Source organism: Streptomyces sp. NPDC051913 (assembly GCF_044593635.1).
In the GTDB taxonomy this organism is placed as follows: domain Bacteria; phylum Actinomycetota; class Actinomycetes; order Streptomycetales; family Streptomycetaceae; genus Streptomyces.
The window spans coordinates 187,941-209,752 of the sequence record NZ_JBIUCI010000016.1; the positions used below are offsets into that span (position 1 = coordinate 187,941).

Genomic DNA, 21,812 nt, shown 5'->3' on the forward strand with positions numbered 1-21,812 from the left:
GCGGGCCCTTGTCGGTGCCCGCGCCGCCCGGTGCCCGGCTCACCGTCGGGCGACGCCGATGGTGATGATGCCGGTCAACTTCGGGCTGGTGGCGTTGTCGTAAACGATGTCGCCACCCGCCTTCTTCCAGATGCTGACGCGGAAGGTGTCCGGGGTCGCGGTGATCCGGAACGCGTATCCGCCCTTGCCGTCGATCGTGCCGGATCCCTGGTAGACGGCCTGGGAGCCGGTGACCACGAGCCAGTCGGAGCCCGTCGAGCGGAACTTCAGCCTGGCCGCACCGAAGTCGAAGGACGCCTTGCCGCTCGGAACGGTCGCCCCCTTCTCGTACAGGGCGACGAAGGAGAAGGCGGCCTTGCCGGACAGGTCGGGGCGGGTGGGGTAGGCGCCGGCCGGGGAGGTGAAGACGCCGGTGCCGAAGGCGGGGCCGGCCGCGCGGTCGTAGACGATCAGCTCGGGCAGGGTCGTGTCGTCCGAGGCGCCGTCGTCGTCCGTGACGGTGACCACCGGGCGGCGGATGCCGGCCTTGGTGTAGGTGTGCTCGGCCCGGCAGCCGGTGGCGGTGACCTTGCCGGCCCGGGGTGTGCTGCCGTCCTTCCAGTCGACGGTGCAGGTGTGGGTGTCGGAGGTGCCCGGGTCGGTGAAGGCGGCGGTGACGACGGCGGTCCTGCCCACCGACACCGGGGACTTGGGGCCGGTGGCGGAGGTGATGGCCGGTGCCGCGTTGGCGACCTTCACGGTGGCGGTGTCGCTGCTGCGGCCACCGGTCAGGGTGACGGTGTAGGTGCCGTCGTCGGTGCAGGTGAGGGTGGTCCGCGCCGCCGCCGGGTCGGCGAGGGCGCAGGGCGCACCGTCCTCGACCGTCCACTTCGGGCTGCCGGCCCCGGAGAGGGTGCCGTTGAGCGCGATCGCGCTGCCCTCGGTGCCCTCGGCGTCCGGACCGGCGTGCACGATGGTCACCGGGTCGATACTGGTGAGCGTCGGAACGACCTTCTTGATCAGGCCGTCCGCGTCGAACTCCAGCTTGTCGACGGTGGTTTCACGGTGCGTGCCGTCACCGCCGGGGATGGCGAAGCGGTGGTAGGCGATGTACCAGTCGTCCGTGTTCGGGACATGGACGACGGAGTGGTGGCCGGGACCCTTGATGCCGAGCGAGAGGTCCTTCTCCAGGATCACTCCGCGCTTGGTCCACGGGCCGGTGGGCGAGGGGCCGGTGGCGTAGGCGACCCGGTAGTTCTCGTCCCGGGTGTCGTTCTCCGACCACATGAAGTAATAGGTGCCCTTGCGCTTGACGACGAAGGAGCCCTCGTTGTACCCGCTGGGGGTGATGTCCTGCATCTTCGCGGTGTCGATCGAGACCATGTCGGCGTTCAGCGGAGCGACGTAGGCATGGCCGTTGCCCCAGTAGAGGTACGAGGTCCCGTCGTCGTCGGTGAACACGGCGGGGTCGATCATCTGGCCGCTGAACTGGCCCGCCTTCAGCAGGGGTTGGCCGAGGGCGTCCTTGAACGGGCCGGTCGGCGAGTCGGACACCGCGACACCGATGTTGGCGTCGGCACAGAAGTAGAAGTAGTACTTGCCGTCCTTCTCGGCGATGGTCGGCGCCCAGGCGCGGCTGTCCGCCCAGGAGACGTCGGGGCCGAGGTCGAGGATGACGCCGTGGTCCTTCCAGTGGACCAGGTCGGTGGAGGAGTACGCCTTGAACTGGGTGCCGCTCCAGCCGTCGAAGCCGTCGGTGGTCGGGTAGAGGTAGAAGGTGTCGCCGAAGCGGACGATGTTGGGGTCGGCGTTGAGGCCGGGCAGGACCGGGCTCTTCATGACGAGCGCCGACACCGTCCAGGTGCGCTTCTTGCCGTCGGAGCCGGTCACTTCGTAGGTCACCGGCTGGGTGAAGTCCTGGACGCTGCCGGAGGCGGGGCTGATCGCCGCGCCGTGGGCGAGGGTGAACTCCGGTGCCAGCGAGGTGAGATCAGTGCCTTCCTTCAGCGGCAGCGTGATCTTGCTGTCGGCGTTGTCGATGATCGCGTCGACCTTCAGATCCGGCTGCGTGGCCTTGGCGATGCCCGCGGTGTTGCCGCTGAGCTCCATGACCTCCGCGGCCGACAGAGCGCGGTCGTAGATACGGAAGTCGTCGACCTCACCGGCGAAGTAGGGGTCGGCCGAGTAGAGCGAGCGGCCGATGTAGCCGCTGTAGTCCTTGTTGGCGTCGTACAGCTCGGACGGCTTGATGCCGGTCGTGGTGCGGGCGGCCTCGACGCCGTCGACGTAGAGGACCATCAGGCCGGTCGTGCCGTCGAGCGTGACGGTGACGTGCCGCCACTCACCGGGGGTGAGCTGGGAGCCGGCCGTCAGCTTCGACTCGGCGGACCAACTCGCCTTGGTGATGGCCGAGTAGAGGCTGGAGCCGCCGTTGGACGGGGTGGCGAACAGGTACTTGTCGCTGTCGGGGCCGAGCCCGAACAGCCATTGGAAGCTCGCGCCGCCCTGCCACTTGGCGTACGTGGACACGGTCACGCTGTCGGCGTTCTTCAGCACCCCGTTGGGGATCTTCACGTACGGGGACGTGCTGGAGTCGCCGGACATCTTGAACGAGCCGCCGTCGACTCCGGTGCCGAAGGCGGGAGTTCGGGCGTAGGTGCCGTGGTAGCCGTGTCCGCTGGTGTCGCGGGCGATGTTGCCGCCGGTCTCGTCGAAGCCGTACTCCAGGAGCAGGTCCGCGGGGACGTCCGGACCCTCCGCCGAGACGGTGACCTCCGCCTGGACCGGGAGTGCGGCGCCGTCGGGCAGGCTGCCGGTGACCGTGAAGGTGCCGGGCTGCGCGTACTTGGACGCCGGGACGTCCGCCCAGTCGACGGCGACGGGGCGCTTGACGCCGTCGGCGTAGGTGGCGATGACGGTGGCCGGCAGGACCGGGGCCTCACCGGTCCGGGTCTTCACCTGGATGTCCTCGACGCTCTCCACCAGCTGGTCGGGCTGGTAGGCGCGCAGCAGACGGTCGTACTCGGCCTGGGTGACCGGCAGGACCGTGCCGTGGCGCGGCTTGGCCGGCAGGTCGTAGTCGGCGACCGGGGTCCAGACGCCGGAGTCGAGGTCGGTCGTCTCGAAGGGGATGTAGCCGCGCCCGCCGAACTCGTCGAGGAACGCGTACCACTTCTCCTCGGTGTTGGACTTGAACACCAGCGGCCCCTCGGCGGCGTTCATGGCGCCCTTGCCGATGCCCTCGGCCACCGCGCTCCACGAACCGAGGATCGAGTCGCTCTTCTCCTCGAAGATGAACTTGCTGTTGGGGGTCGAGGAGGTGTTGTTCCGCTCGTCCTTCGAGAGGCGGTAGTAGGTGCCGTCGTGCTGGATCATCGTGGAGTCGATGACCGAGTAGCCGCGGTCGACCCAGACCTTGGGCTCGCTGAAGGTGTAGAAGTCGCGGGTGGTGGCGTACATCATGCGGTTGTACGTGTCGCCCGAGTGCGCCTCGTTGTCGTACAGCTTCGACGCCCAGAAGACCACGTACTCGCCGAGCGCGGCGTCGTAGAAGGCCTCCGGTGCCCAGGTGTTGCCGGCGCTGTCCGGGGAGACCTTCACCAGGCGCTGGTCGGTCCAGTGGACGAGGTCGGTGGACTCCCAGACCATGATGGACTTGCTGCCGCTGCGCTGGGCGGCGTCCCAGTCACCGTTGCCGTAGATCCGCAGGTCGGTGGCGATCTGGTAGAACTTGTCGCCCTCCGGGGAGCGGATGATGAACGGGTCGCGCAGGCCCTTCTCGCCGAGCGTGGAGGTCAGAACCGGCTTGCCGTCGTTCAGTTCCCGCCACTTCAGCGGGTCGTCGCCCTTGCTGAGGGCGGAGTAGAGCTGTTCGCCGTCCGAGGTGCCCTCGCCGGTGAAGTAGCTGAACATATAGCCCTTGAGGGCTTCCTGCTTCGGGAGTTCGGGGACCTTCGCGGTGAAGGTGCGGGCCGTCTTGGCGTCGCCCTTGGTGACGGTGGCGGTCAGTTCGACGGTGGTGGCGCCGTCGCCGTGGGCCGGCCGGTGGACGACTCCCTCGTCGGTGATCACGTCCGAACTCGCCGAGGACCAGGCGACCTTGGTGCCGTAGTCGCCGGCCGCGGGGAGGGTGAGGTTGCCGCGTACGTCGTCGAGGTTGTGGACGGTGAGGGCCCCGGCGGCCTGCTCGGTCGCGGACTGGTCGTCGAAGTCGGGCAGGACCGTGACCTCGAAGGTCCTGGTGTCGGTCACCGTGCCCTTCTTCAGGGTCGCGGTGAGCGTGGCGTGGGCGTCGGGTTCACCGGCGGCGGGGCGGGTCACCTTGCCGGTGTCCGAGACAGCCGCGGTGTTGTCACTGGCCCAGCTGATCGTGGAGCCGCCCGCCGCGCCGGTCTTCGGCAGGTCCAGGTCGGCGGTGACGGCGCCGGTGTCGCCGAGGTCGAGGGCCGCCTTGTCGTCGGCGACGCCCTGGGTGGCCACGGGGAGCGAGAGCTGCTCGACCTCGGAGGCGTCCAGGGCACGGTCGTAGACCCGGAAGTCGCGGATGCGGCCCTTGAAGAGCTTGTCGCCCGAGTAGACGGACTTGCCTATGTAGTTGGCGGTGGTGGTGCCGGAGCCGATGGCGCCGGGGGTGATGGTCACCGCGGTGTTGCGGCCGACCTCGACGCCGTCCTCGTAGAGCACGGCCGTCGAGCCGGTCTGCGTGTAGGTGAGGTGCTTCCACACCGCGCGGGTCAGGTTGTGCGCGTCCGACGGCTTGGTGGTCTGCTCCGTCGACCAGTTGCCGGTCGCGATCGAGGTGCGCAGGGAGTTGCCGGTGGTGAACAGGTAGCCGTTCCCGTTGCTCCCGCTGGAGTTGCCGAAGCCGTAGATGAAGTACGGCGTGGACTGCGCCGCATCGATCAGCACGTCCGTCGAGACGGTGATCGAGGTCATGCCCTTCATGACGTCGTTCGGGACCTTGACGTAGGTGTCGGAGCCGTTGAAGGCGAGGCCCTGGCCGGTGCCGGACCAGTCGGCGGTGCCGCTGACCGTGCCGTCGCGGCCGTTGCCGGAGGCGTCGGTGACGGTGGAGCCGGAGGCGGCGTCGAGCTTGTACCAGAGGGCCAGGCCGTCGGTGACGTCCGCGGTTTCGGCCTCGGTCGCCGCGGTCGCGGAGGTGACGGGGGCGGCGAGGCCCAGGAGCAGCGACACGGCGGTCAGGCCCGCGAGGCGGCCCGCCCAGCGTCTCGCGCGGGTACGCGGACGTGCGAGGTGCGTCATGTGGGGTTTCCCTGCTGAGGCATGGCTGACGGGGGGAAGGGAGGGCAAGCGGGAGTCAGCCGGGAACGGGCGCCTCGGCCAAGGGCGCCCTGACGTTTCGGCTGGATGACGTCGTGTTGCGAGAGTGTCAATCGGCTGGTGGGGCAGCGTCAAGAGGTTTCGAACAATGTCCGACAGACCGAACAAGCGATGTCGTGGGTGGTCAACGCTCAGAGCTCCCAGCCGTGTTGGCGCGGGCCCGCCAGGGCCCGCGCCCCCTGCTGGTGCCTCAGCCCACCGCGCGCTTCACGAGCGCGCCGATCCGTTCCTCCACCTCGGCCGTCACCTCGGTCAGGGCGAACCCGGCCGCCCACATCGGGCCCTCGTCCAGCTGGGCCAGATCACTGAAGCCGAGCGTCGCGTACCGCGCCTTGAACTTCTCCGCGCTCTGGAAGAAGCAGACGACCTTGCCGTCCAATGCGTAGGCCGGCATGCCGTACCAGAGCTTGGGCGCGAGGGCCGGTGCGGCGGCGACGACAACGGCGTGCACCCGTTCGGCCATCACCCGGTCCGAGTCCCCCATCTCGGCGATCTTCGCGAGCACGTCCCGCTCGGCCTCCGCCGCCTTGTCCGCGTTCGAACGCCGCCGCGCGGCCGTCTTCATCTCCCGCGCGTGATCCTTCATCGCGGCCCGTTCCTCGGCCGTGAAACCCTCGTAAGCACCGTCGTCGGTACTGGTCATGGCAGATCTCCCCGTGGTGAACGTGCTGTGCCGGAAATCGGTCGGGGGACTGTATCCCGGCCGCCCACCGCGGTGAACCCTTCGCGTGCGGCGCTCAGCCCCGGCTCCCGCGCCGCAGTTCCGCCGAGAGATGGTGCTGCAACGGCTGCCCCACCGCCGCCAGATCGTGGACGAACGTGAGCGTGTCCTGGTCGGTGAGGCTGTAGCGGCGGCGGGTGGCCTCGACTTCCTTGGCCGTCGGGGTGAGGGCCACTCGGTGGGTGGACAGGTCGACGGTGTTCTCCGTGGCCCGGCCGACGGCGATCTCCGCGATACCGGTGGGCTGGGTGATCAGCGCCTCCACCCGGCCGTCGGGCTGGAGCCGCCACCAGCCGCTCTCGCGGGCCGCCGGACGCAGCGGCGTGTCGTCCGCGTCGATCAGCCAGGCCCGCGCCTCGTAGTGGAGGAAGGGCCGGCCGTCGTGGCTGAAGGTGACCTCCTGCGCGTAGGCGAAGTCCCCGTCCAGGGTCGGGTATCCGCCTCGGCCCCGGCCGTGCCAGGTACCCAGCAGTCCGAGCACCGGCTTGAGCAGGGCGTGCGGTGCGGGAGCCTCGTCCGGCCCGTGGGCGTCGCGGTACGGGTACGGGGGTGCGGCGGGGTGGGACACGGCGGTGCTCCTCGAAGTCGGGCCGGTGGCGGGAGAAGCCTAGGCCGCGCCGCCGCAACCTCACTTCCGCAGCCGCTAATTCACTCGCCCGGCCGGACGCCGAGCCCATAGGCTCCCGCCCGCGCACCTGGGACGCGACACACGACCGCGAGGGGAACCCCATGGACACGCCCGGCTCACCCACCGACCGCTTCGGCCTGCTGCTCGACCAGTTCGACCGCGCCAGGGAGATGGCCCAGGTGCGGCTCATCGGCCTCGGCGACGAGGAGTACCTGTGGGAGCCCGTACCCGACTGCTGGTCGCTGCGGCGTCGCGGCGAGGCGGTGACGCCCAGGGCGTTCGGACCGGGTGACTGGGTGCTCGACCTGGGCGCGCCGGACATCCCGTCGAACGAGTACGAGGAGGTCGGCCGGCAGGTCGCCTCGGGCATGTCCGTCGAGAAGATCGCCGACGACTGGAGCGTCAGCGTGGCGCGGGTCCAGGAGATCCTCGACCACACCGGCCCGCTGGAGCCCGACAGGACGCCGGTCACCACCATCGCGTGGCGCCTCGGGCATCTGCACTTCGAGTTCGCGGGCGCGTGGGAGTGGGCCTTCGGCGAGCGGCGACAGGATCCGAAGCAGATGGTCGACTTCTCGCCTTCGGCCACAGTGACCCTTGAGCGGTTCTGGCCGGTGATCGACCGCTGGCGCGACAGCGTGGGCCGGATGACCGAGGAGCAGCTCGACACGGTCGGTTTCTCCCAGTACCCCTACGGCTCCGATGCCGACGAGCCGTACATCGGCGTGCTGTCGGGGGCCAACCTCGAGTTCATCCACCACATGGCCGAGATCGCCCTCCTGCGCGACCTGTGGCGGGCGCGCGGGGGCGGTGCCGGGTAGCAGCCGGTCCGAGGCCCGGAAATGCCGTGGAAGCGCAGCTCGGCGGCGTGTTAGCGTCCCAGCGCCGGCCGCGGGACTTCGGTGCGACTTCCGGAACCTGCCTGTACAGCAATGATTCGCAGCTCGTGCCCCCATTCCCCGGCCGGCATCCGGTACCGAAGGGGGCGGGCAAAAGGCATGGAGTCGTACGGGGATCTCGTCGCGGCCGACGACGTACTGCTCTTCGTCAACGCGGCGATCACCGCGACCGGGCAGCGCGAGTTCCACACCGACGCGGACACGCAGCGGCTCTCGCTCGACTTCCTGCACGCGTACATGCTCGGCAACTACCGCGATCTGTACGCGGGCGTACTGGCGCTCGACATCAACGACCACAACGCCGCGCTGATCGTCCGCCGACTGCTGGAGACCTCCGCCGAGGCCACCGTGGAGCAGCGTCGCGGTGAAGGACGGCTGATCGCGGGGCGGCTGGCGCTGCTGCCGCCCCAGCGGGTCTACGGACTCTTCCGCGCGCTGCGCCGCGCCGGGGTGAACAACCGCCGTACGCGCGCGCTGCTGCGCGACTGGCTGGCCGCCCGTCCCGATCTGGCCTTCGACGCGGTCAAGTACCGCAGCGGCCTCAAGCAGGCCCTGCGGCACGCTCATCTGTCCCCGGGCGACGGGGAGCTCGGCACGTTCCTGTTCGCGCCCCTGAGCCGCGCCCACTACGACACCCCGATCCTGGAGACCTGGCGCCGGGCGCACTACGAGCAGGCGGCCCTGTACGAGCTGCCGTACACCGTCGCCGAGGGATTCGCGGCCAAGCACGGCATCGCGCGTGGCGTCTTCCTGGAGCGGATCGCGCCCCGGCTGACCCGCCTTGAGGCGCTGCGGCTCCAGGAGACGGCCGAGCGGCGAGGGGTCGCGGACTCGGTCAGGGGCGACCTGGCGCGGATGCCGCTGACGCGGCTCGCCGGCTATGTGCTGTCGCTGCCCGCCGCGGAGCGCGTCGAGCGGCGCGAGGAACTCACCGGCGCGCTGCGGGCGGCCGCCGTGCGGGTGGCGGGCGCGCACCGGGGGACGTGGGGCCGGGTGACGGCCGTACTGGACGACAGCTTCTCCTCCTACGGCTCGGGCGTGAAGCGGCGCCGGCCGCTGGCGGTCGCCCTCGCCTGCCACTACCTCCTCGAAGCGCTCGCCTCCCGCTATGCCGGACTGTGGACCTCCGGCCGCCGTGACGCGCTGCTCGCGCATCCCGTGGGTCCCACCCCGCTGGGCGAGCGGATCCTCGACGCGCTGGAGACGGCCCCGGACCGGCTGGTCATCGTCTCCGACGGCTGGGACAACGCCCCGCCCGGGCTCGCCGCCGAGGTGCTCCGCGTCTGGCGCACCCGCCTCGACCCGGAGCGCCGCACCAGTGTGGTCCACCTCAACCCGGTCTACGACGCGGACGACTTCGACGTACGACGGCTCGCCCCGAGTGTGCCGACCGCGGGTGTGCGGGACGCGGAGGATCTGCCGGCGCTCGTCGAGATCGCACAGTTCGCCGAGGGGCGGACCGGGCTGGCCGAGCTGACGGCCTACCTGGACGCCCGCGCGGAGCGGCTCACCGCCGCGCCGGGGCAGCGGGTCGCGGCCGGGGGTGCGCGATGACGTCGTACAGCGAACTCCATGCCCCCGCCGACCTGTTCGACGGGCTGCGGACGCGTCCCTCGCAGGTGTGGGGCGCGGTGCGGCTGGTGCCGCTGGTGCGGGACGAGCCGGTGGAGGACCTGCGGCTGCATCCGCGGATCCATCCCGGTCCCGGCGTGGTCGACCTGGGCCGCAAGGGCAGTTACTGCTCCTACATCCCGCACAGCTTCGTCGCCGAGTGGACCGGGGACGGCTCCCCGGCCGCCGCCTACGGCACCCAGCTCGCCGAGGGCGGGCCCGGGCAGGAGCCGGTGGCGGCGGTGGGGCTGCACTTCCATCGGCGGATGGCACGTCAGGAGGCCCGGCGGCGGCTGCGGTTCCTGCCTCTGCACCTCGCGCTTGAGGGCTATCTCGCCCTGCACTTCGGCGGCCCCACGATCGCCTGGGAGGAGTGGTCGCGGCAGGCCGTACGGCAGGGTCTTTCGCCGCGTGTCGAGGCCGCCTACCTGGGACTACAGGTGCCGGGGCTGGCCGACGCGCTGAGCGTCTTCGAGATCCACCCCGGTCAGTGCGGTGTGCTCGTCTACCTGGCCGACGCGCTGGCCGCCGCCTTCGTGGTGCCGCATCCGGAGGACTACCGGACGCTGCATCCGACGCTGGTCCAGGACCTGTACGGCGATCTGGTGCACCACTACGCGACGCTGATGCCGCCGGTGTCGGACTTCCGGGCGCACATCGCCGGCACCGGTATCCGTTCGCTGGCCGAGCTACGGGCGGCCGCCGCGGAGCAGACGGACCGCTGGGCGGAGTTCCACGACACGACCATGGCGGCCGGTCTGGTGGAGCAGGAGAGCGTATGGCAGCCGGTGCGGCGGATGGGACGTTTCACGCTCTCCCGGTTCCTGCCCGAGTTCCGTCCCAAGCAGGACAACCACATCGGCGAGGCGATCGTCGACGAGCACGGCCGGACCGCCTACCTCAAGACCTTCCGGCTCTCCGAGAACCAGGTCCGGCGCGGTTTCCTGCTCAGCCGTCTCGCCGCGCACGACTGGCATCTCGCGAACACGGCCGCCGAGTTCGGCATCGACAGCGCCGCGCTCGCCCAGCGTCTGGAGACCGCGGGTTTCGGTCATCTGCTGCGACAGCGTCGCTGACCCGGGTCACGCCGTGCGGTCCGCCGGGGTGCGGACCATGTACACGTCCACCTCGTCCTCGGACTCCGGCACGAAGCCGTGCCGCTCGTAGAGCCTGCGGGCCGCGCTGCCCTGCAACACGTTCAGTCGGGTCAGGGCGCCCTCCCGGTCGGGGCGTTCCAGCAGGGTGCTCAGGACGGCCGAGCCGATGCCCCGGCCCTGGAGGTCCGGGGCGAGGAGGAAGTGCTCCAGCCAGTAGGCGTCGGCGGCGGGCCGCAGCGCCACACAGCCCACCAGGGCACCGGCCACCTCGATCGCCCAGGTGTGCTCAGGCTGGTACGCGTCACGCAGCCGCTGCCGTACCCGGTGTTCGTCGTATCGCCCGAGCCGCTCGAGGTCCGCCCTCATGACGACGGCACGGATCTCGACGATCGCTTCGAGATCCGCCGTCGATGCCGCTCGGAGTTCCCAGTCCGCCATGATCATGATGTTATCGCCGCGGCGGGAGAGGTCTTTCAACCCATGGGAGCCGTACGGATCGCCGCGATGTCGAACTGGAGGCGGACCTTCTCGCTGACCATGGCCCCGCCCTCGGCCAGTCTGGAGCTGTAGTTCAGGCCCCATTCGGTGCGGTCGATCGTCGTGGTTCCGTCGAAGCCCGCGCGCTGGTAGCCGAAGGGGTCGGTGACCTGGCCGATGTAGGTGAGTTCTAGGTCGACGGGGCGGGTGGCGGCCTTGATGGTGAGGTCACCGGTCATCCGGTAGACATCGTTGCCAAGGGGTTCCACCGCGGTGCTCTTGAAGCGCATCCGCGGGTGGTTCGCCGAGTCGAAGAAGTCACGGCCCACCAGGTGCGCGTCCCGTTGCTCCACGCCGGTGTCGACGCTGGCCGTGGAGATCGTGATCTCGGCCTGCGAGCGGGACGGGTCACGGCCGTCGAAGTAGAGCCGGCTCTGGTACTCCGCGAAGGCCCCGCGCACGGTCGTCACCATGGCGTGCCGTACCGAAAAACCGATCCTGCTGTGCGCCGGGTCGATGACCCACTCACCGGTCAGGCCGGCCAGGGCGGGGTCCGGGAGAAGGGCGGTGGGGGCGCCCGGACTGCCGGTGGGGTGGTGGGGGGTGACTGTGGGCTCCGCTCGGCGGAACGGAGTGCCACGGCTGAACAAGTTCATGATTCACCTGATTACTGCACGGGCGTTGGCGTGGCAAGCCCGTACGGGCGGTGGACGAAAACTCCACAGGTCCCCCATCCAACTCCCCCATGGCACGGGCATCCGATGACTCAACCGGGGGTATCGGGCGACAGGTTGGCCCGAATGCAGTGCACGGGAACCACGGTGAAGGTCATGCTTCTCCCCTGTTTTGCCCTGCTGTTGGCAACGGGACGGATCACGGCCGGACTCGGACATACGTTCCTCTCCGTGAACTCTCAAGCCACCCCCGACAGACCCGTCCGCCGTACGTTCCTGCGGGCCGGACTGACCGGCGCCGCAGCTCTCGGCACCGGCCTCACCCTCGCCGCGTCCCCGGCGTCCGCCGCCTCCCCGAGGTCGCACCCTCGCCCCGACACACCCGACGCGGCGCTGCGCGAACTGGCCGCGGGCAACCGCCGCTGGCGCACCTTCCACGAGCAGCATCCGGACGAGACACCGGCCACCCGTCAGGCCCTCGTCTCCGGCCAGCACCCCTTCGCGGTCGTCCTCGGCTGCATCGACTCCCGGGTCCCTCCCGAGCTGGTCTTCGACCAGGGGCTCGGCGACCTGATGACCGTGCGCAGCGCCGGCGAGGTCCTGGACGAGGCCGTGCTCGGCAGCATCGCGTACGGGGTGCTCGAACTGGCGATACCGCTGGTCCTCGTCCTCGGGCACCAGTCGTGCGGCGCGGTGCGGGCGGCGGTGGAGGCCGAGGAGTCGGGCGAGCAACTACCGGCTCACATCCAGTACTTGGCCGACCAGATACGACCGAACATCGATCACACGAAGGACGGCGCCGCGCGTATCGACGCGACGATCGACGCCAACGTCCGCGCGGTCCGCGCGCGTCTGGCGGCCGAGCCCGACCTCGCCGCGAAGGTGACCGGCGGGCAACTGGCCATCGTGGGCGCGCGCTACGAGCTGAGCAGCCAACGCGTGCATCGCGTCGACAGCTGACGCAGGTGGGCGGCCCCGGGCCGGTGTCCCGAGGCCACCCACCGCATCACCGCGCGCTCCGCTCAGCTCATGTCGAGAGCCACTCGGTGGCGTTGAGGGCGAGGGCGGCGTTGGTGGCGCCGGAGTCGTTCCAGCCGTCGTAGAGCGTGTTGCCGGACTGGCCGGCTCGGCGTTGTCGTCGGTTGCCGACGCTCCGCGTCGCCGCCCTCCTCCGCCTTGCATCTGGACGCCCCAAGCCCCGCTCACCGGCGTCGATGAGGCGCCGCACTTCCCTGCGACCTGATCCGCCGGACAGGCCCTAGCGCGCCCGCGCCCCTCGCACACGTGCGTGGCGTCGGCGCCGGCCTGCCCGTTCCCGCGCTGATCGGCCAGTACTGTGCCGACACGGGGACTCGACCACATATGCGAAGAAGTGGGTGGACGACATGGCCGGTAAGGCGAAGGAGAAGCTGGGGCGGAAGGTCTATGAGGGTGAACTGCTCAGGTTGCAGACCGAGTTGGTGAAGCTTCAGGAGTGGGTGCGGGCGGAGGGCGCGCGGCTGGTCGTCGTCTTCGAGGGGCGGGACGCGGCCGGCAAGGGCGGCACGATCAAGCGTGTCTCCGAGCATCTCAACCCCCGCGTCGCACGGATCGCGGCCCTGCCGAAGCCGACCGAGCGGGAGCGGACGCAGTGGTACTTCCAGCGGTATGTCGAACATCTCCCGGCCGCCGGAGAGATCGTGCTGTTCGACCGGTCCTGGTACAACCGGGCCGGCGTGGAGCGTGTGATGGGGTTCTGCACCCAGGAGGAGTACCAGCTGTTCCTGCGCCAGTGCCCCATCTTCGAACGGATGCTGGTGGAGGACGGGATCCTGCTGCGCAAGTACTGGTTCTCGGTGAGCGACACCGAGCAGCAGGACCGTTTCCGGCGCCGCCTCGACGACCCGCTGCGCCGCTGGAAGCTGTCCCCGATGGACCTGGAGTCGCTCAGCCGCTGGGAGGCGTACTCCCGGGCCAAGGACGAGATGATGGTGCACACCGACATCACCGAGGCACCGTGGTTCATCGTCGAGAGCGACGACAAGAAGCGGGCGCGGCTGAACATGATCGCCCATCTGCTGGACTCCGTGCCGTACCAGGAGGTACCGCCGCCGGTCCTGGAGCTCCCGGAGCGCCCGCCGTCCACCGGCTATGTACGTACGCCACGTGATCTCCAGACCTACGTCCCGGACCACACGGCGAGCCTCTGATCCACACGCGGGTCATCCGCTGGTGCGCAGGGGTTCGGCGGGGGCGTCCGCCTGCCGGAGTTCGGCGAGGAGCTCGTTCTGGCCGGCGAGCAGCTCGGTGAGGATCCGGCGGGCGGCGCGCAGCAGTTCGGCGACGTCGCCGCCGGCGAGCGCGTAGCGGACGGTGGAGCCTTCCCGCATGGACACGACGATGCCGGAGCGTCGCAGCACCGCCAGTTGCTGGGAGAGGCTGGACGGTTCGATCTCGATGTCGGCCAGCAGGTCCCGTACGGACACCGGTCCGTGCTGAAGGAGTTCCAGCACCCTGATCCGCACGGGGTGGCCGAGCATGCGGAAGAACTCCGCCTTGACCTGGTAGAGGGGGGCCTGCATGGATGCTCGCTCCTTGTCGGCTGAGGGACTGCGGCTGCCGGGGTGCGACGGCACCTGAGGGGGCGCCGCCGCACCACAGGCCGCCCTCGGACGCCGATCCTTCACGTCCCGGGCCGTGCGCGAACACACATTGGAACCATGCTGATGTGGTGACTTGAAGAAGTCTTCACATGAAGGGCAGCGGTGGTCCCGGCGGCGGCGCCCGTGTCAGATCTCGATGCCCTCCTCGACCCGTTTGAGCTGGTGCCGGGCCATGGCCAGGTTCGAGCGGGCCTTGTCGAGGACGAGGTAGAGGAACAGGCCGTTGCCGCTGCGGCCGGTGACCGGGCGGATCAGGTGGTACTGGCTGTCCAGCGTGATCAGCATGTCCTCGATCCGGCCCTTGAGGCCGACCTGCTCCATGGTGCGCACCTTGGCCCGGACGACGTCCGTGTTGCCGGCCGCGGCGACGGTCAGGTCCAGGTCCTTGCTCCCGCCCAGGGTGCCCAGCGCCATTCCGCTGGTGTAGTCCACGACCGCGGCCCCCAGAGCCCCCTCGACCCCGGCCATCATCTCCTTCAGCGACACTTCCACACTCGCCACAGTGCCTCCCTTGCGCTGCGTTGACTGCGACGGACCGGCGCCGCCGGCCCGCCTCGATGTCCCGGACCGTACGCACGCGGCCCGCCCGCGAGGAGCGACTCTCTGGGACTGATCCGTGAGGGTCCGACTGCGATCGGACAGCGGCCCGACCGGACCGTTCGATGGGCCTGAACTTCCGTGTCCGACCGAGAAGTTGACGCGCCCCCGGCCCGTTCCCCTCGCCCCGGCCCCGCCGGAGCGGGGCGCCGAGCGGCCCTCCCGGCGTTGGGCCGATCGGCCCCGGTCCTGGTCCCATGGGGCCCTGGGGCAGGCGGGGGTCCGGGGACGAGGGTGGTGTGCGGCGGGGCCGTGCCCCGCACTTCCGCGTTCCCCCTCATCCCGGAGGCTTCATGCTGTCCGCAGAGTCCGCCGCCGTCGTCCGGGCCACGCTGCCCGCCGTGGCCGGAGCCCTCGACGAGATCACCACGCGCTTCTACGGCGCGATGTTCCGCGACCGCCCCGAACTGCTGGACGGGATGTTCAACCGGGGCAACCAGGCGAACGGCGCCCAGCGCCGGGCCCTGGCCGGGTCGATAGCGGGCTTCGCGACCGCGCTGCTCGCCGATCCGGACGTCCGTCCGGACGCGCTGCTGGCGCGGATCGCGCACAAGCACACCGCGGTCGGGGTCACCGACGACCAGTACACGATCGTCCACAAGTACCTGTTCGGGGCGATCGCCGAGGTGCTCGGCGACGCGGTCACCCCCGAGGTGGCCGCGGCCTGGGACGAGGTGTACTGGCTGATGGCCGGCGCGCTCATCGCCCAGGAGTCCCGCCTCTACCAGGAGGCGGGCGTCGTGCCCGGGGACGTCTGGCGGCCGTGGAAGGTCGTCGAGCGCCACGAGGAGACCGTGGACGTCGTCTCCTTCGTCCTGCGTCCGGCCGACGGCGGCCCGGCCCCCGCGGCGAGGGCCGGGCAGTACGTGAGCGTCCGGGCCCTGATGCCGGACGGCGTGCACCAGCTGCGCCAGTACAGTCTGTCCGGCGACCCGGGCGGCGAGCTGCGGCGGATCACCGTCAAGCGGGTGGGCGGCGGGGAGGTGTCCACCCTGTTGCACGGCACCGTGCGGGCCGGCGACGAGCTGACCCTGTCCCTGCCGTTCGGCGACGTCGCCCTCGACGAGTCGGACACCCCCCTCGTCCTCGCCTCCGCGGGCATCGGCTGCACGCCCATGGTCGGCATGCTGGCCCGCCTGGCCGCCACCGGCTCCACCCGCCGGGTCCTGGTCCTGCACGCCGACGACTCCCCCGCCGCCCACGCCCTGCGCACCGAGACGCGCGCCCTCGCCGAGCGGCTGCCGAAGGCCGACGCCGTGTTCTGGTACGAGCGTGTCGGCACCGCCGAACCCGAGGCCCGCTCCGGCCTGATGGACCTCGACGGGGTGGACGTGCCCGCCGACGCGACCGTGTACCTGTGCGGCCCACTGCCGTTCATGCGCGCCGTCCGCACCCAGCTGCTCGACCGCGGCATCCCACCGCGTCACATCCGCTACGAGGTCTTCGGCCCCGACCTGTGGCTGCCGGACGCCTCCTGACGCAGGGGACCACGCACCCGCGGCGCCCACGGCCTCGTGGAAGAGGACGCTGAGCATCCGCCGGCCATCCCCCGCATCCGGCCGGGCCGGGCTCATATCGTCGGGCTCCCGGTCGGCGCCCTCACCGACCGGTACGGAGGCCGCTGACGCTTCTCGCGGTGACGGACGGCACCCTGGTCCCCGCCGGTACTTGGGTGCGCCGGGCGGCGCCGCTCCGGGCGCCGGTGCCGGGAGCCGGGGCGGTCCGCGCCGGTGGGCCGCGCCGGTGGGCCGCTCCGGTGGGCCGCTCCGGTGGGCCGCTCCGGTGGGCCGGTCTGGCGCACCATGAACCGGCGGCTGCCGCGGAGTGCCGTACCCGGTGTCAGGCCCGGCCGGTGAGCGTCGTACCGCTGTGAGACGGCCATCGGGCGCATATGCGGTGGACAGGTTCCGCCGGGGTACGGACAGTAAGCGACATAGCGTCCCGGTTCCCGTCCGGGTGCGGTGAGATGACCCGCACCATCACCGGCGGCGGATGGGGAATGGCATGGACCTGGTTTCAGTACCGGACGAGGCGGGCGGCGGGGCGCGGACACCCTGCGCCTGCGACGGAGAACTCCGGCCGGGAGCCGACGAGGACCGGTTCCGCGGTCTTCTGGAAGCGGCACCGGACGCGATGGTCATCGTGGACGACAGCGGCATCATCAAACTCGTCAACGCCCAGACCGAGGCCCTGTTCGGCTACCGCCGTGAGGAACTCCTCGGCCATCCGGTGGAGTTGCTGATCCCGCACCGCTTCCGCCCGCACCACACCCGGCACCGCGGCGGATACGCCGCCAACCGGCAGGTCCGACCCATGGGCGCCGGACTCGATCTGCACGGGCTGCGCAAGGACGGCACCGAGTTCCCGGTCGAGATCAGCCTGAGCCCGCTGGAGACCGCGGACGGGCTGCTGGTGTCCGCCGCGGTCCGCGACGTCAGTGACCGCAGGGCGGCCGAGGCCCGGATCAACGAACTCGCCGCGCTCGTCGAGTCCTCCCAGGACGCGATCCTCGCCAAGACCCTCGACGGGTACATCACCTACTGGAACGCCGCCGCGCAGAGCCTGTACGGCTACACCGCCAAGGAGGCCATCGGCCGTCATGTCTCCGTCCTGGCCCCGAGGGAGAAGCGCGGGGAGGTCACCGCCCTCCTGCAACGGCTGCGGCACGGGGAGAAGGTCGAGCACTTCGAGACCCTGCGGCTGACCCGCGGCGGCGAACTGCTCGACGTCGACGTCACCCTGTGGCCCACCCGCGACACCGGCGGACGGGTCGTCGGCGCCTGCGCCATCGTCCGGGACATCAGCGACCGCAAACGGGCCGAGGCCGAACTCAAGATCCTCTACGAGCAGCAGCGGCACATCGCGCTGACCCTGCAACGCAGTCTGATGGGCACGCCGGCCACGATCCCCGGGCTGGCCACGGCGAGCCGGTACCGGCCGGCCACCCAGGGTGCGGGCGTGGGCGGCGACTGGTTCGACCTGATCCCGCTGGGGGCCGGCCGGGTGGGGGTCCTGATCGGCGATGTGATGGGCCGCGGACTGGAAGCCGCCGCCGTGATGGGCCAGTTGCGCTCCGCCGCGCACGCCCTCGCCAAGACCGGCATGCAGCCGCGCCAGTTGATGCAGGCCCTGGACACCTGTGTCGCCGACCTGGACGTCCCCGACCAGCTGGTCACCTGCTGCTATCTGGTCGTCGCCCCGGACAGCGGTACCGTCACCGTCTGCTCGGCCGGCCATCTGCCCGTCCTGATCGCTCCCCCGGGCGGCGCCGTGAGCGGTCTGCGGACCCCGGTTAACGCTCCGCTCGGCGTCGGCGGCATCCTCTACGAGCAGTCCTGCGCGGACATCCCGCCCGGCGCCACGCTCGTCCTCTACACCGACGGGCTGATCGAGACACCCGGCAGCGACATCGAGGAGCGCCTCGGCCAACTCACCTCCGTGCTCGACTCGTTCGCCGTCGACGCGCCCTGTCTGGAGAGCGCGGCGGACCATGTCCTGACCAGTCTGCTGCCCGACTCCGACAGTCATGACGACGACGTGACCCTGCTGCTGGCGCAGCTTCCGGCCGCGCCGCTGGCGGCGCTCGCCACCGATCTGCCGGCCCTGCCGTCCTCGGTGCCGGAGGGGCGCGCCTTCCTCAACAAGGCGCTCACCGCCTGGGAGTGCGGCGGTCCTGCGGAGGAGGCCCGGCTGCTGCTCTCCGAGATCCTCACCAACGCGGTCCAGCACGCCGAGGGCCCCATCGGCCTGCATCTGTGCCGGACGGCCACGGACCTCACCGTGGAGGTGAGCGACCTCAGTCCGCATCTGCCCCAGCCGCGGATCGCCGCGGAGGACGAGGAGTCGGGCCGCGGTCTGCTGCTGGTCCGTGCCCTGGCCGACGGCTGGGGGGTGCGTCCGACCGACGAGGGCAAGACCACCTGGTTCACGCTCAAGCTGTGAGGCGCGCCCCGCGCTACTTTTCCTGGACGGGAACGCGCCACACGAGCGTCGTACCGCCGCCGGACCGAGAGGCCGACTCCAGTTCCCCGCCGAGTTGTTCGGCGCGTTCCGCCATGTTGCGCAGCCCGCTGCGGCGGCCCCCGGCCGGGATGCCCACGCCGTCGTCGGAGACCGTCAGCCGCAGATCTCGGCCGTCCGTCTCCAGGACCACGTCGGCGCGCGTCGCCCGCGCGTGCCGGGCGATGTTGGTCAGGGCCTCGGAGAGGACGGCCACCGCGTGCTCGGCGACGTCCTTCGGCACATGGGTGTCCAGCAGGCCCTCCATGCGCACGCTCGGCGCGAAGCCCAGCACCGGTGCCGCCTCCCCGACGACCCGCACCACGCGGGCGCGGAGTCCCGAGCCGGGGGTGTCCTCGCGCGAGCGCAGGCCGAAGATGGTCGACCTGATGATCTTGATGGTCTCGTCGAGGTCGTCCACCGCCCGCGCCACCCGCTCGGACGCCTCGGAGTGGTCGATGAAACGGCCCGCGCTCTGGAGGGTCATGCCGGTGGCGAAGAGGCGCTGGATCGCGAGGTCGTGCAGGTCCCGGGCGATCCGGTCACGGTCCTGGAGGACGGCGATCTGGGCGGCGTCCCGCCGGCGGTCCGCCAGCTCCATGGCGACCGCGGCCTGCGCGGCGAAGGCCTGGAGCGGCTCGATCTCCTGCCCGGAGTACACGGTGTGCCCGGCCTCCCGCACCAGCAGGACGACACCCCGTACGCCCTCGCCCGTGCCGATGGGTACGGCGACCGCGGGCCCGAGCCCGGCGACGCCCGACGGGACGGCCGATATCCACGCGTCCCGTGCGACGTCGGCGACGGTGGCGGGCACTCCGCTGGAGAAGGCCCGGCCGATCAGCCCGTCGTCCACGGGCGCCAGCAGGCCCCGATAGGCGTCGGCGCCCTCCCCTATGGCCAGTTCCGTCGCCAGCGAGCCGGTGCCCTCCACCGGGACCGCGACCAGCGCGAGCGCGGCGGCGGTGATCTCCCGGGCCCGTTCGGCGATCACCCGCAGAACCTCGCCGCGTTCACTGCCGGACATCACACTGTGCGTGATCTCGGCGGTGGCCCGCAGCCAGCGCTCGCGCAGCCGGGACTCCTCGTACAGCCGGGCGTTGTCGATGGCCACACCGGCGGCGACGGCCAGCGTCGACAGCACCGACTCGTCCTCCTCGTCGAACTGCGCCCCGCCCCGCTTCTCCGTCAGGTACAGGTTGCCGAACACCTGGTCGCGCACCCGGATCGGGACGCCCAGGAAGGTGTTCATGGGCGGATGGTGTGCCGGGAAGCCGTACGAGGCCGGATGCTCGGAGAGCTTCACCAGCCGCAACGGCTCGGGATGGGTGATCAACTCACCGAGGATGCCGTGCCCCTCGGGATAGGGGCCGATCCGGGCGATCTGCTCCTCGCTGACCCCGACCGTGTGGAACGCCGAGAGCCGCTTGCCGTCCGAGCCGATCACACCCAGCGCCGCGTACCGCGCGTCGACCAGCACCGCCGCGGCCTCCACGATGCTGCGCAGCGCCTGCTCCAGGTCGAGCTCGCGCCCCACCGAGAGGACCGCCTCCAGCAGACTGTGCACCCGGTCGCGGGTGCCACGGGCCGCGTCGAGACGCGCCTGCAATTCCTCCAGCAGCTCGTCCAGCCTCAGCTGCGGCAGCCGCACCCGGGCCATCGAGAACTCCTCGGAGCTTCCCACCTGCGTTCCTCCAGGTCCCGTACGCCCTGCGGGGGCCGGCCGTGCGACTCTCCTGCCACGGTATCGGCCCGCCGCATCCAGCGGTACGCGAGCCCCGGGAGTCCGCGGAGCCCTTCGGTTCAGCGGCCTTCCTGCCGGAGCCGGTCCTGGGCCTGGGTGGCGATGACGGCGGCCTGGATACGGCGCTCCACGCCCAGCTTGGCCAGCAGCCGGGAGATGTGGTTCTTGACGGTCTTCTCGGCGAGATACAGCCGCTGCCCGATCTGCCGGTTGGTGAGGCCCTCGCCGATCAGGGCCAGGATCTCCCGTTCCCGCTCCGTCAGGCCTGGCAGTGCCTCGGGCTCCGCCTCCTGCTTCTCGCCCTCGCGCAGCCGGGTCATCAGCTTGGTGGTGGCGGACGGGTCGAGCAGCGACTGGCCCGCGGCGACCGTGCGCACGGCGGACACCAGGTCGGAGCCCTGGATCTGCTTGAGGACGTATCCGGACGCCCCGGCCATGATCGAGTCCAGCAGGGCCTCCTCGTCGTCGAAGGAGGTCAGCATCAGACAGACCAGCTCGGGCATGCGGGAGCGCAGTTCCCGGCAGACGGTCACGCCGTCGCCGTCCGGGAGGCGTACGTCGAGGACGGCGACCTGGGGGCGCAGGGCGGGGACCCGCACCAGGGCCTGCTCGACGGTGCCGGCCTCGCCGACGACCGTGATGTCCGGTTCGTCGTCGAGCAGGTCGCGCACCCCGCGTCGTACCACCTCGTGGTCGTCCAGCAGGAAGACCCTGATCGGGTCCTCGGGGCCGGGCTGTCCAGCGCCGTCCGCCATCGAACGCTCCTCGTCGCGTGTGTCTTCGGCTTCTCCCTGAGATCCTTCTCGCCCTCGGGCCCAAAGACCAGGGCCATCCGGCCCTAGCCTCCGCGGAACAGGGGGCGTTCCATCGGATCCGTCCCCCACTCTCCGGCGGATCGCACAGTCGGCGCCGCGGCCCCTTTGGAAGACCTCATGACCATCAAGAGGGAACTGGACAGTTCCGAAGCCCTGAGACTGCTCGGCGGGGTGTCCCTGGGCCGGGTCGTCTTCACCCGTCACGCGCTGCCGCAGATCCGCCCCGTCAACCACGTCGTGGACGGCGGGGACATCGTCATCCGTACCCACGAGGGTGCGGCCCTGACCTCGCACACCCGCCAGGCGGACGGCGAGGGAGTGGTGGTCGCCTACGAGGCGGACGTCATCGACCCCGACACCCATCTCGGCTGGAGCGTCGTCGTCACGGGATACGCGCATCTGGTGACCGACCCGCGTGAACTGGCCCGGTACCGGACGATGCTGCGGCCCTGGGTGGAGCAGACAATGGACTACGCCGTCCGCATCCGCCCCGATCTGGTGACCGGGATGCTGCTCACCACGACGGAGGCCGTCCCGGACCTCTGAGCACACGACCGGGGCCCCGCCGTCTCCACGGCGGGGCCCAAGTCAT

General features: G+C 70.9%; 19 protein-coding genes. 9 read left to right on the forward strand and 10 right to left on the reverse strand.

Annotation, left to right across the window (positions count from 1 at the left end; all coding sequences use genetic code 11):
• Positions 1-39 precede the first annotated feature (39 nt).
• From ACIHIX_RS37265 to ACIHIX_RS37275, 3 genes are all read right to left on the reverse strand, one after another.
• Positions 40-5,241 carry a family 43 glycosylhydrolase gene (locus ACIHIX_RS37265; protein WP_399964256.1) on the reverse strand — a complete coding sequence of 1,734 codons (5,202 nt, stop codon included), beginning with the start codon at positions 5,239-5,241 and terminating at the stop codon, positions 40-42.
• A 268-nt stretch (positions 5,242-5,509) separates the two neighbouring features.
• Entirely contained in the window at positions 5,510-5,962 is a 453-nt protein-coding gene (locus tag ACIHIX_RS37270) for a hypothetical protein (RefSeq protein WP_399964258.1), read from the reverse strand.
• Positions 5,963-6,056: 94 nt separating this feature from the next.
• Entirely contained in the window at positions 6,057-6,608 is a 552-nt protein-coding gene (locus ACIHIX_RS37275; protein WP_399964260.1) for an FABP family protein, read from the reverse strand.
• A gap of 161 nt (positions 6,609-6,769) precedes the next feature.
• Between ACIHIX_RS37275 and ACIHIX_RS37280 the strand changes: the two genes are divergently transcribed.
• The 3 genes from ACIHIX_RS37280 to ACIHIX_RS37290 all read left to right on the forward strand — a co-directional run bounded on the left by ACIHIX_RS37280 (position 6,770) and on the right by ACIHIX_RS37290 (position 10,254).
• A complete protein-coding gene (locus ACIHIX_RS37280; protein ID WP_399964262.1) occupies positions 6,770-7,489 on the forward strand; it encodes a DinB family protein in 720 nt (239 codons plus the stop codon).
• A 177-nt stretch (positions 7,490-7,666) separates the two neighbouring features.
• A complete protein-coding gene (locus ACIHIX_RS37285; RefSeq protein WP_399964264.1) occupies positions 7,667-9,121 on the forward strand; it encodes a hypothetical protein in 1,455 nt (484 codons plus the stop codon).
• A complete protein-coding gene (locus tag ACIHIX_RS37290; protein WP_399964266.1) occupies positions 9,118-10,254 on the forward strand; it encodes an ARPP-2 domain-containing protein in 1,137 nt (378 codons plus the stop codon). Before ACIHIX_RS37285 ends, ACIHIX_RS37290 begins: the two co-directional genes overlap by 4 nt.
• 6 nt (positions 10,255-10,260) lie before the next feature.
• Here the strand turns inward: ACIHIX_RS37290 and ACIHIX_RS37295 are convergent, their stop codons facing one another.
• Both ACIHIX_RS37295 and ACIHIX_RS37300 read right to left on the reverse strand, forming a co-directional pair.
• A complete protein-coding gene (locus ACIHIX_RS37295; protein WP_399964268.1) occupies positions 10,261-10,713 on the reverse strand; it encodes a GNAT family N-acetyltransferase in 453 nt (150 codons plus the stop codon).
• A gap of 35 nt (positions 10,714-10,748) precedes the next feature.
• A complete protein-coding gene (locus tag ACIHIX_RS37300) occupies positions 10,749-11,408 on the reverse strand; it encodes a YceI family protein (protein ID WP_399964270.1) in 660 nt (219 codons plus the stop codon).
• A 249-nt stretch (positions 11,409-11,657) separates the two neighbouring features.
• Between ACIHIX_RS37300 and ACIHIX_RS37305 the strand changes: the two genes are divergently transcribed.
• Positions 11,658-12,386 carry a carbonic anhydrase gene (locus ACIHIX_RS37305; protein ID WP_399964272.1) on the forward strand — a complete coding sequence of 243 codons (729 nt, stop codon included), beginning with the start codon at positions 11,658-11,660 and terminating at the stop codon, positions 12,384-12,386.
• Positions 12,387-12,453: 67 nt separating this feature from the next.
• Here the strand turns inward: ACIHIX_RS37305 and ACIHIX_RS37310 are convergent, their stop codons facing one another.
• Complete coding sequence (locus ACIHIX_RS37310; RefSeq protein WP_399964301.1) at positions 12,454-12,621, reverse strand: hypothetical protein; 168 nt, start codon at positions 12,619-12,621, stop codon at positions 12,454-12,456.
• Between the two features lie 190 nt (positions 12,622-12,811).
• On the opposite strand from ACIHIX_RS37310, the gene ppk2 reads away from it, so the two are divergent.
• Positions 12,812-13,615, forward strand: a complete 804-nt coding sequence (ppk2, locus tag ACIHIX_RS37315) for a polyphosphate kinase 2 (RefSeq protein WP_399964274.1) — start codon at positions 12,812-12,814, stop codon at positions 13,613-13,615.
• A 12-nt stretch (positions 13,616-13,627) separates the two neighbouring features.
• Here ppk2 and ACIHIX_RS37320 read toward each other — a convergent pair whose 3' ends face one another.
• Together ACIHIX_RS37320 and ACIHIX_RS37325 are read right to left on the reverse strand one after the other, a co-directional pair.
• Entirely contained in the window at positions 13,628-13,987 is a 360-nt protein-coding gene (locus ACIHIX_RS37320; RefSeq protein WP_329331850.1) for a metalloregulator ArsR/SmtB family transcription factor, read from the reverse strand.
• A gap of 207 nt (positions 13,988-14,194) precedes the next feature.
• The gene (locus ACIHIX_RS37325) at positions 14,195-14,569 is read right to left on the reverse strand and encodes a hypothetical protein (RefSeq protein ID WP_399964276.1); all 375 of its coding nucleotides are present in this window, start codon (positions 14,567-14,569) and stop codon (positions 14,195-14,197) included.
• Positions 14,570-14,958: 389 nt separating this feature from the next.
• Between ACIHIX_RS37325 and ACIHIX_RS37330 the strand changes: the two genes are divergently transcribed.
• From ACIHIX_RS37330 to ACIHIX_RS37340, 3 genes are all read left to right on the forward strand, one after another.
• On the forward strand, positions 14,959-16,143 hold the full coding sequence (locus ACIHIX_RS37330) for a globin domain-containing protein (protein WP_399964278.1): 1,185 nt from the start codon (positions 14,959-14,961) through the stop codon (positions 16,141-16,143).
• Between the two features lie 158 nt (positions 16,144-16,301).
• Entirely contained in the window at positions 16,302-16,538 is a 237-nt protein-coding gene (locus tag ACIHIX_RS37335; RefSeq protein WP_399964280.1) for a hypothetical protein, read from the forward strand.
• A 131-nt stretch (positions 16,539-16,669) separates the two neighbouring features.
• Positions 16,670-18,607: a PAS domain S-box protein gene (locus ACIHIX_RS37340; protein WP_399964282.1), complete on the forward strand. Its 1,938-nt coding sequence runs from the start codon at positions 16,670-16,672 to the stop codon at positions 18,605-18,607.
• A gap of 13 nt (positions 18,608-18,620) precedes the next feature.
• Here ACIHIX_RS37340 and ACIHIX_RS37345 read toward each other — a convergent pair whose 3' ends face one another.
• Together ACIHIX_RS37345 and ACIHIX_RS37350 are read right to left on the reverse strand one after the other, a co-directional pair.
• The gene (locus ACIHIX_RS37345) at positions 18,621-20,321 is read right to left on the reverse strand and encodes a GAF domain-containing protein (RefSeq protein ID WP_399964299.1); all 1,701 of its coding nucleotides are present in this window, start codon (positions 20,319-20,321) and stop codon (positions 18,621-18,623) included.
• A 143-nt stretch (positions 20,322-20,464) separates the two neighbouring features.
• Entirely contained in the window at positions 20,465-21,160 is a 696-nt protein-coding gene (locus ACIHIX_RS37350) for a response regulator (RefSeq protein WP_399964284.1), read from the reverse strand.
• A gap of 177 nt (positions 21,161-21,337) precedes the next feature.
• Here ACIHIX_RS37350 and ACIHIX_RS37355 point away from each other — a divergent pair, with 177 nt between their 5' ends.
• Positions 21,338-21,766, forward strand: coding sequence for a pyridoxamine 5'-phosphate oxidase family protein (locus ACIHIX_RS37355; RefSeq protein WP_399964286.1), 429 nt, complete (start codon positions 21,338-21,340; stop codon positions 21,764-21,766).
• Positions 21,767-21,812: the final 46 nt, after the last annotated feature.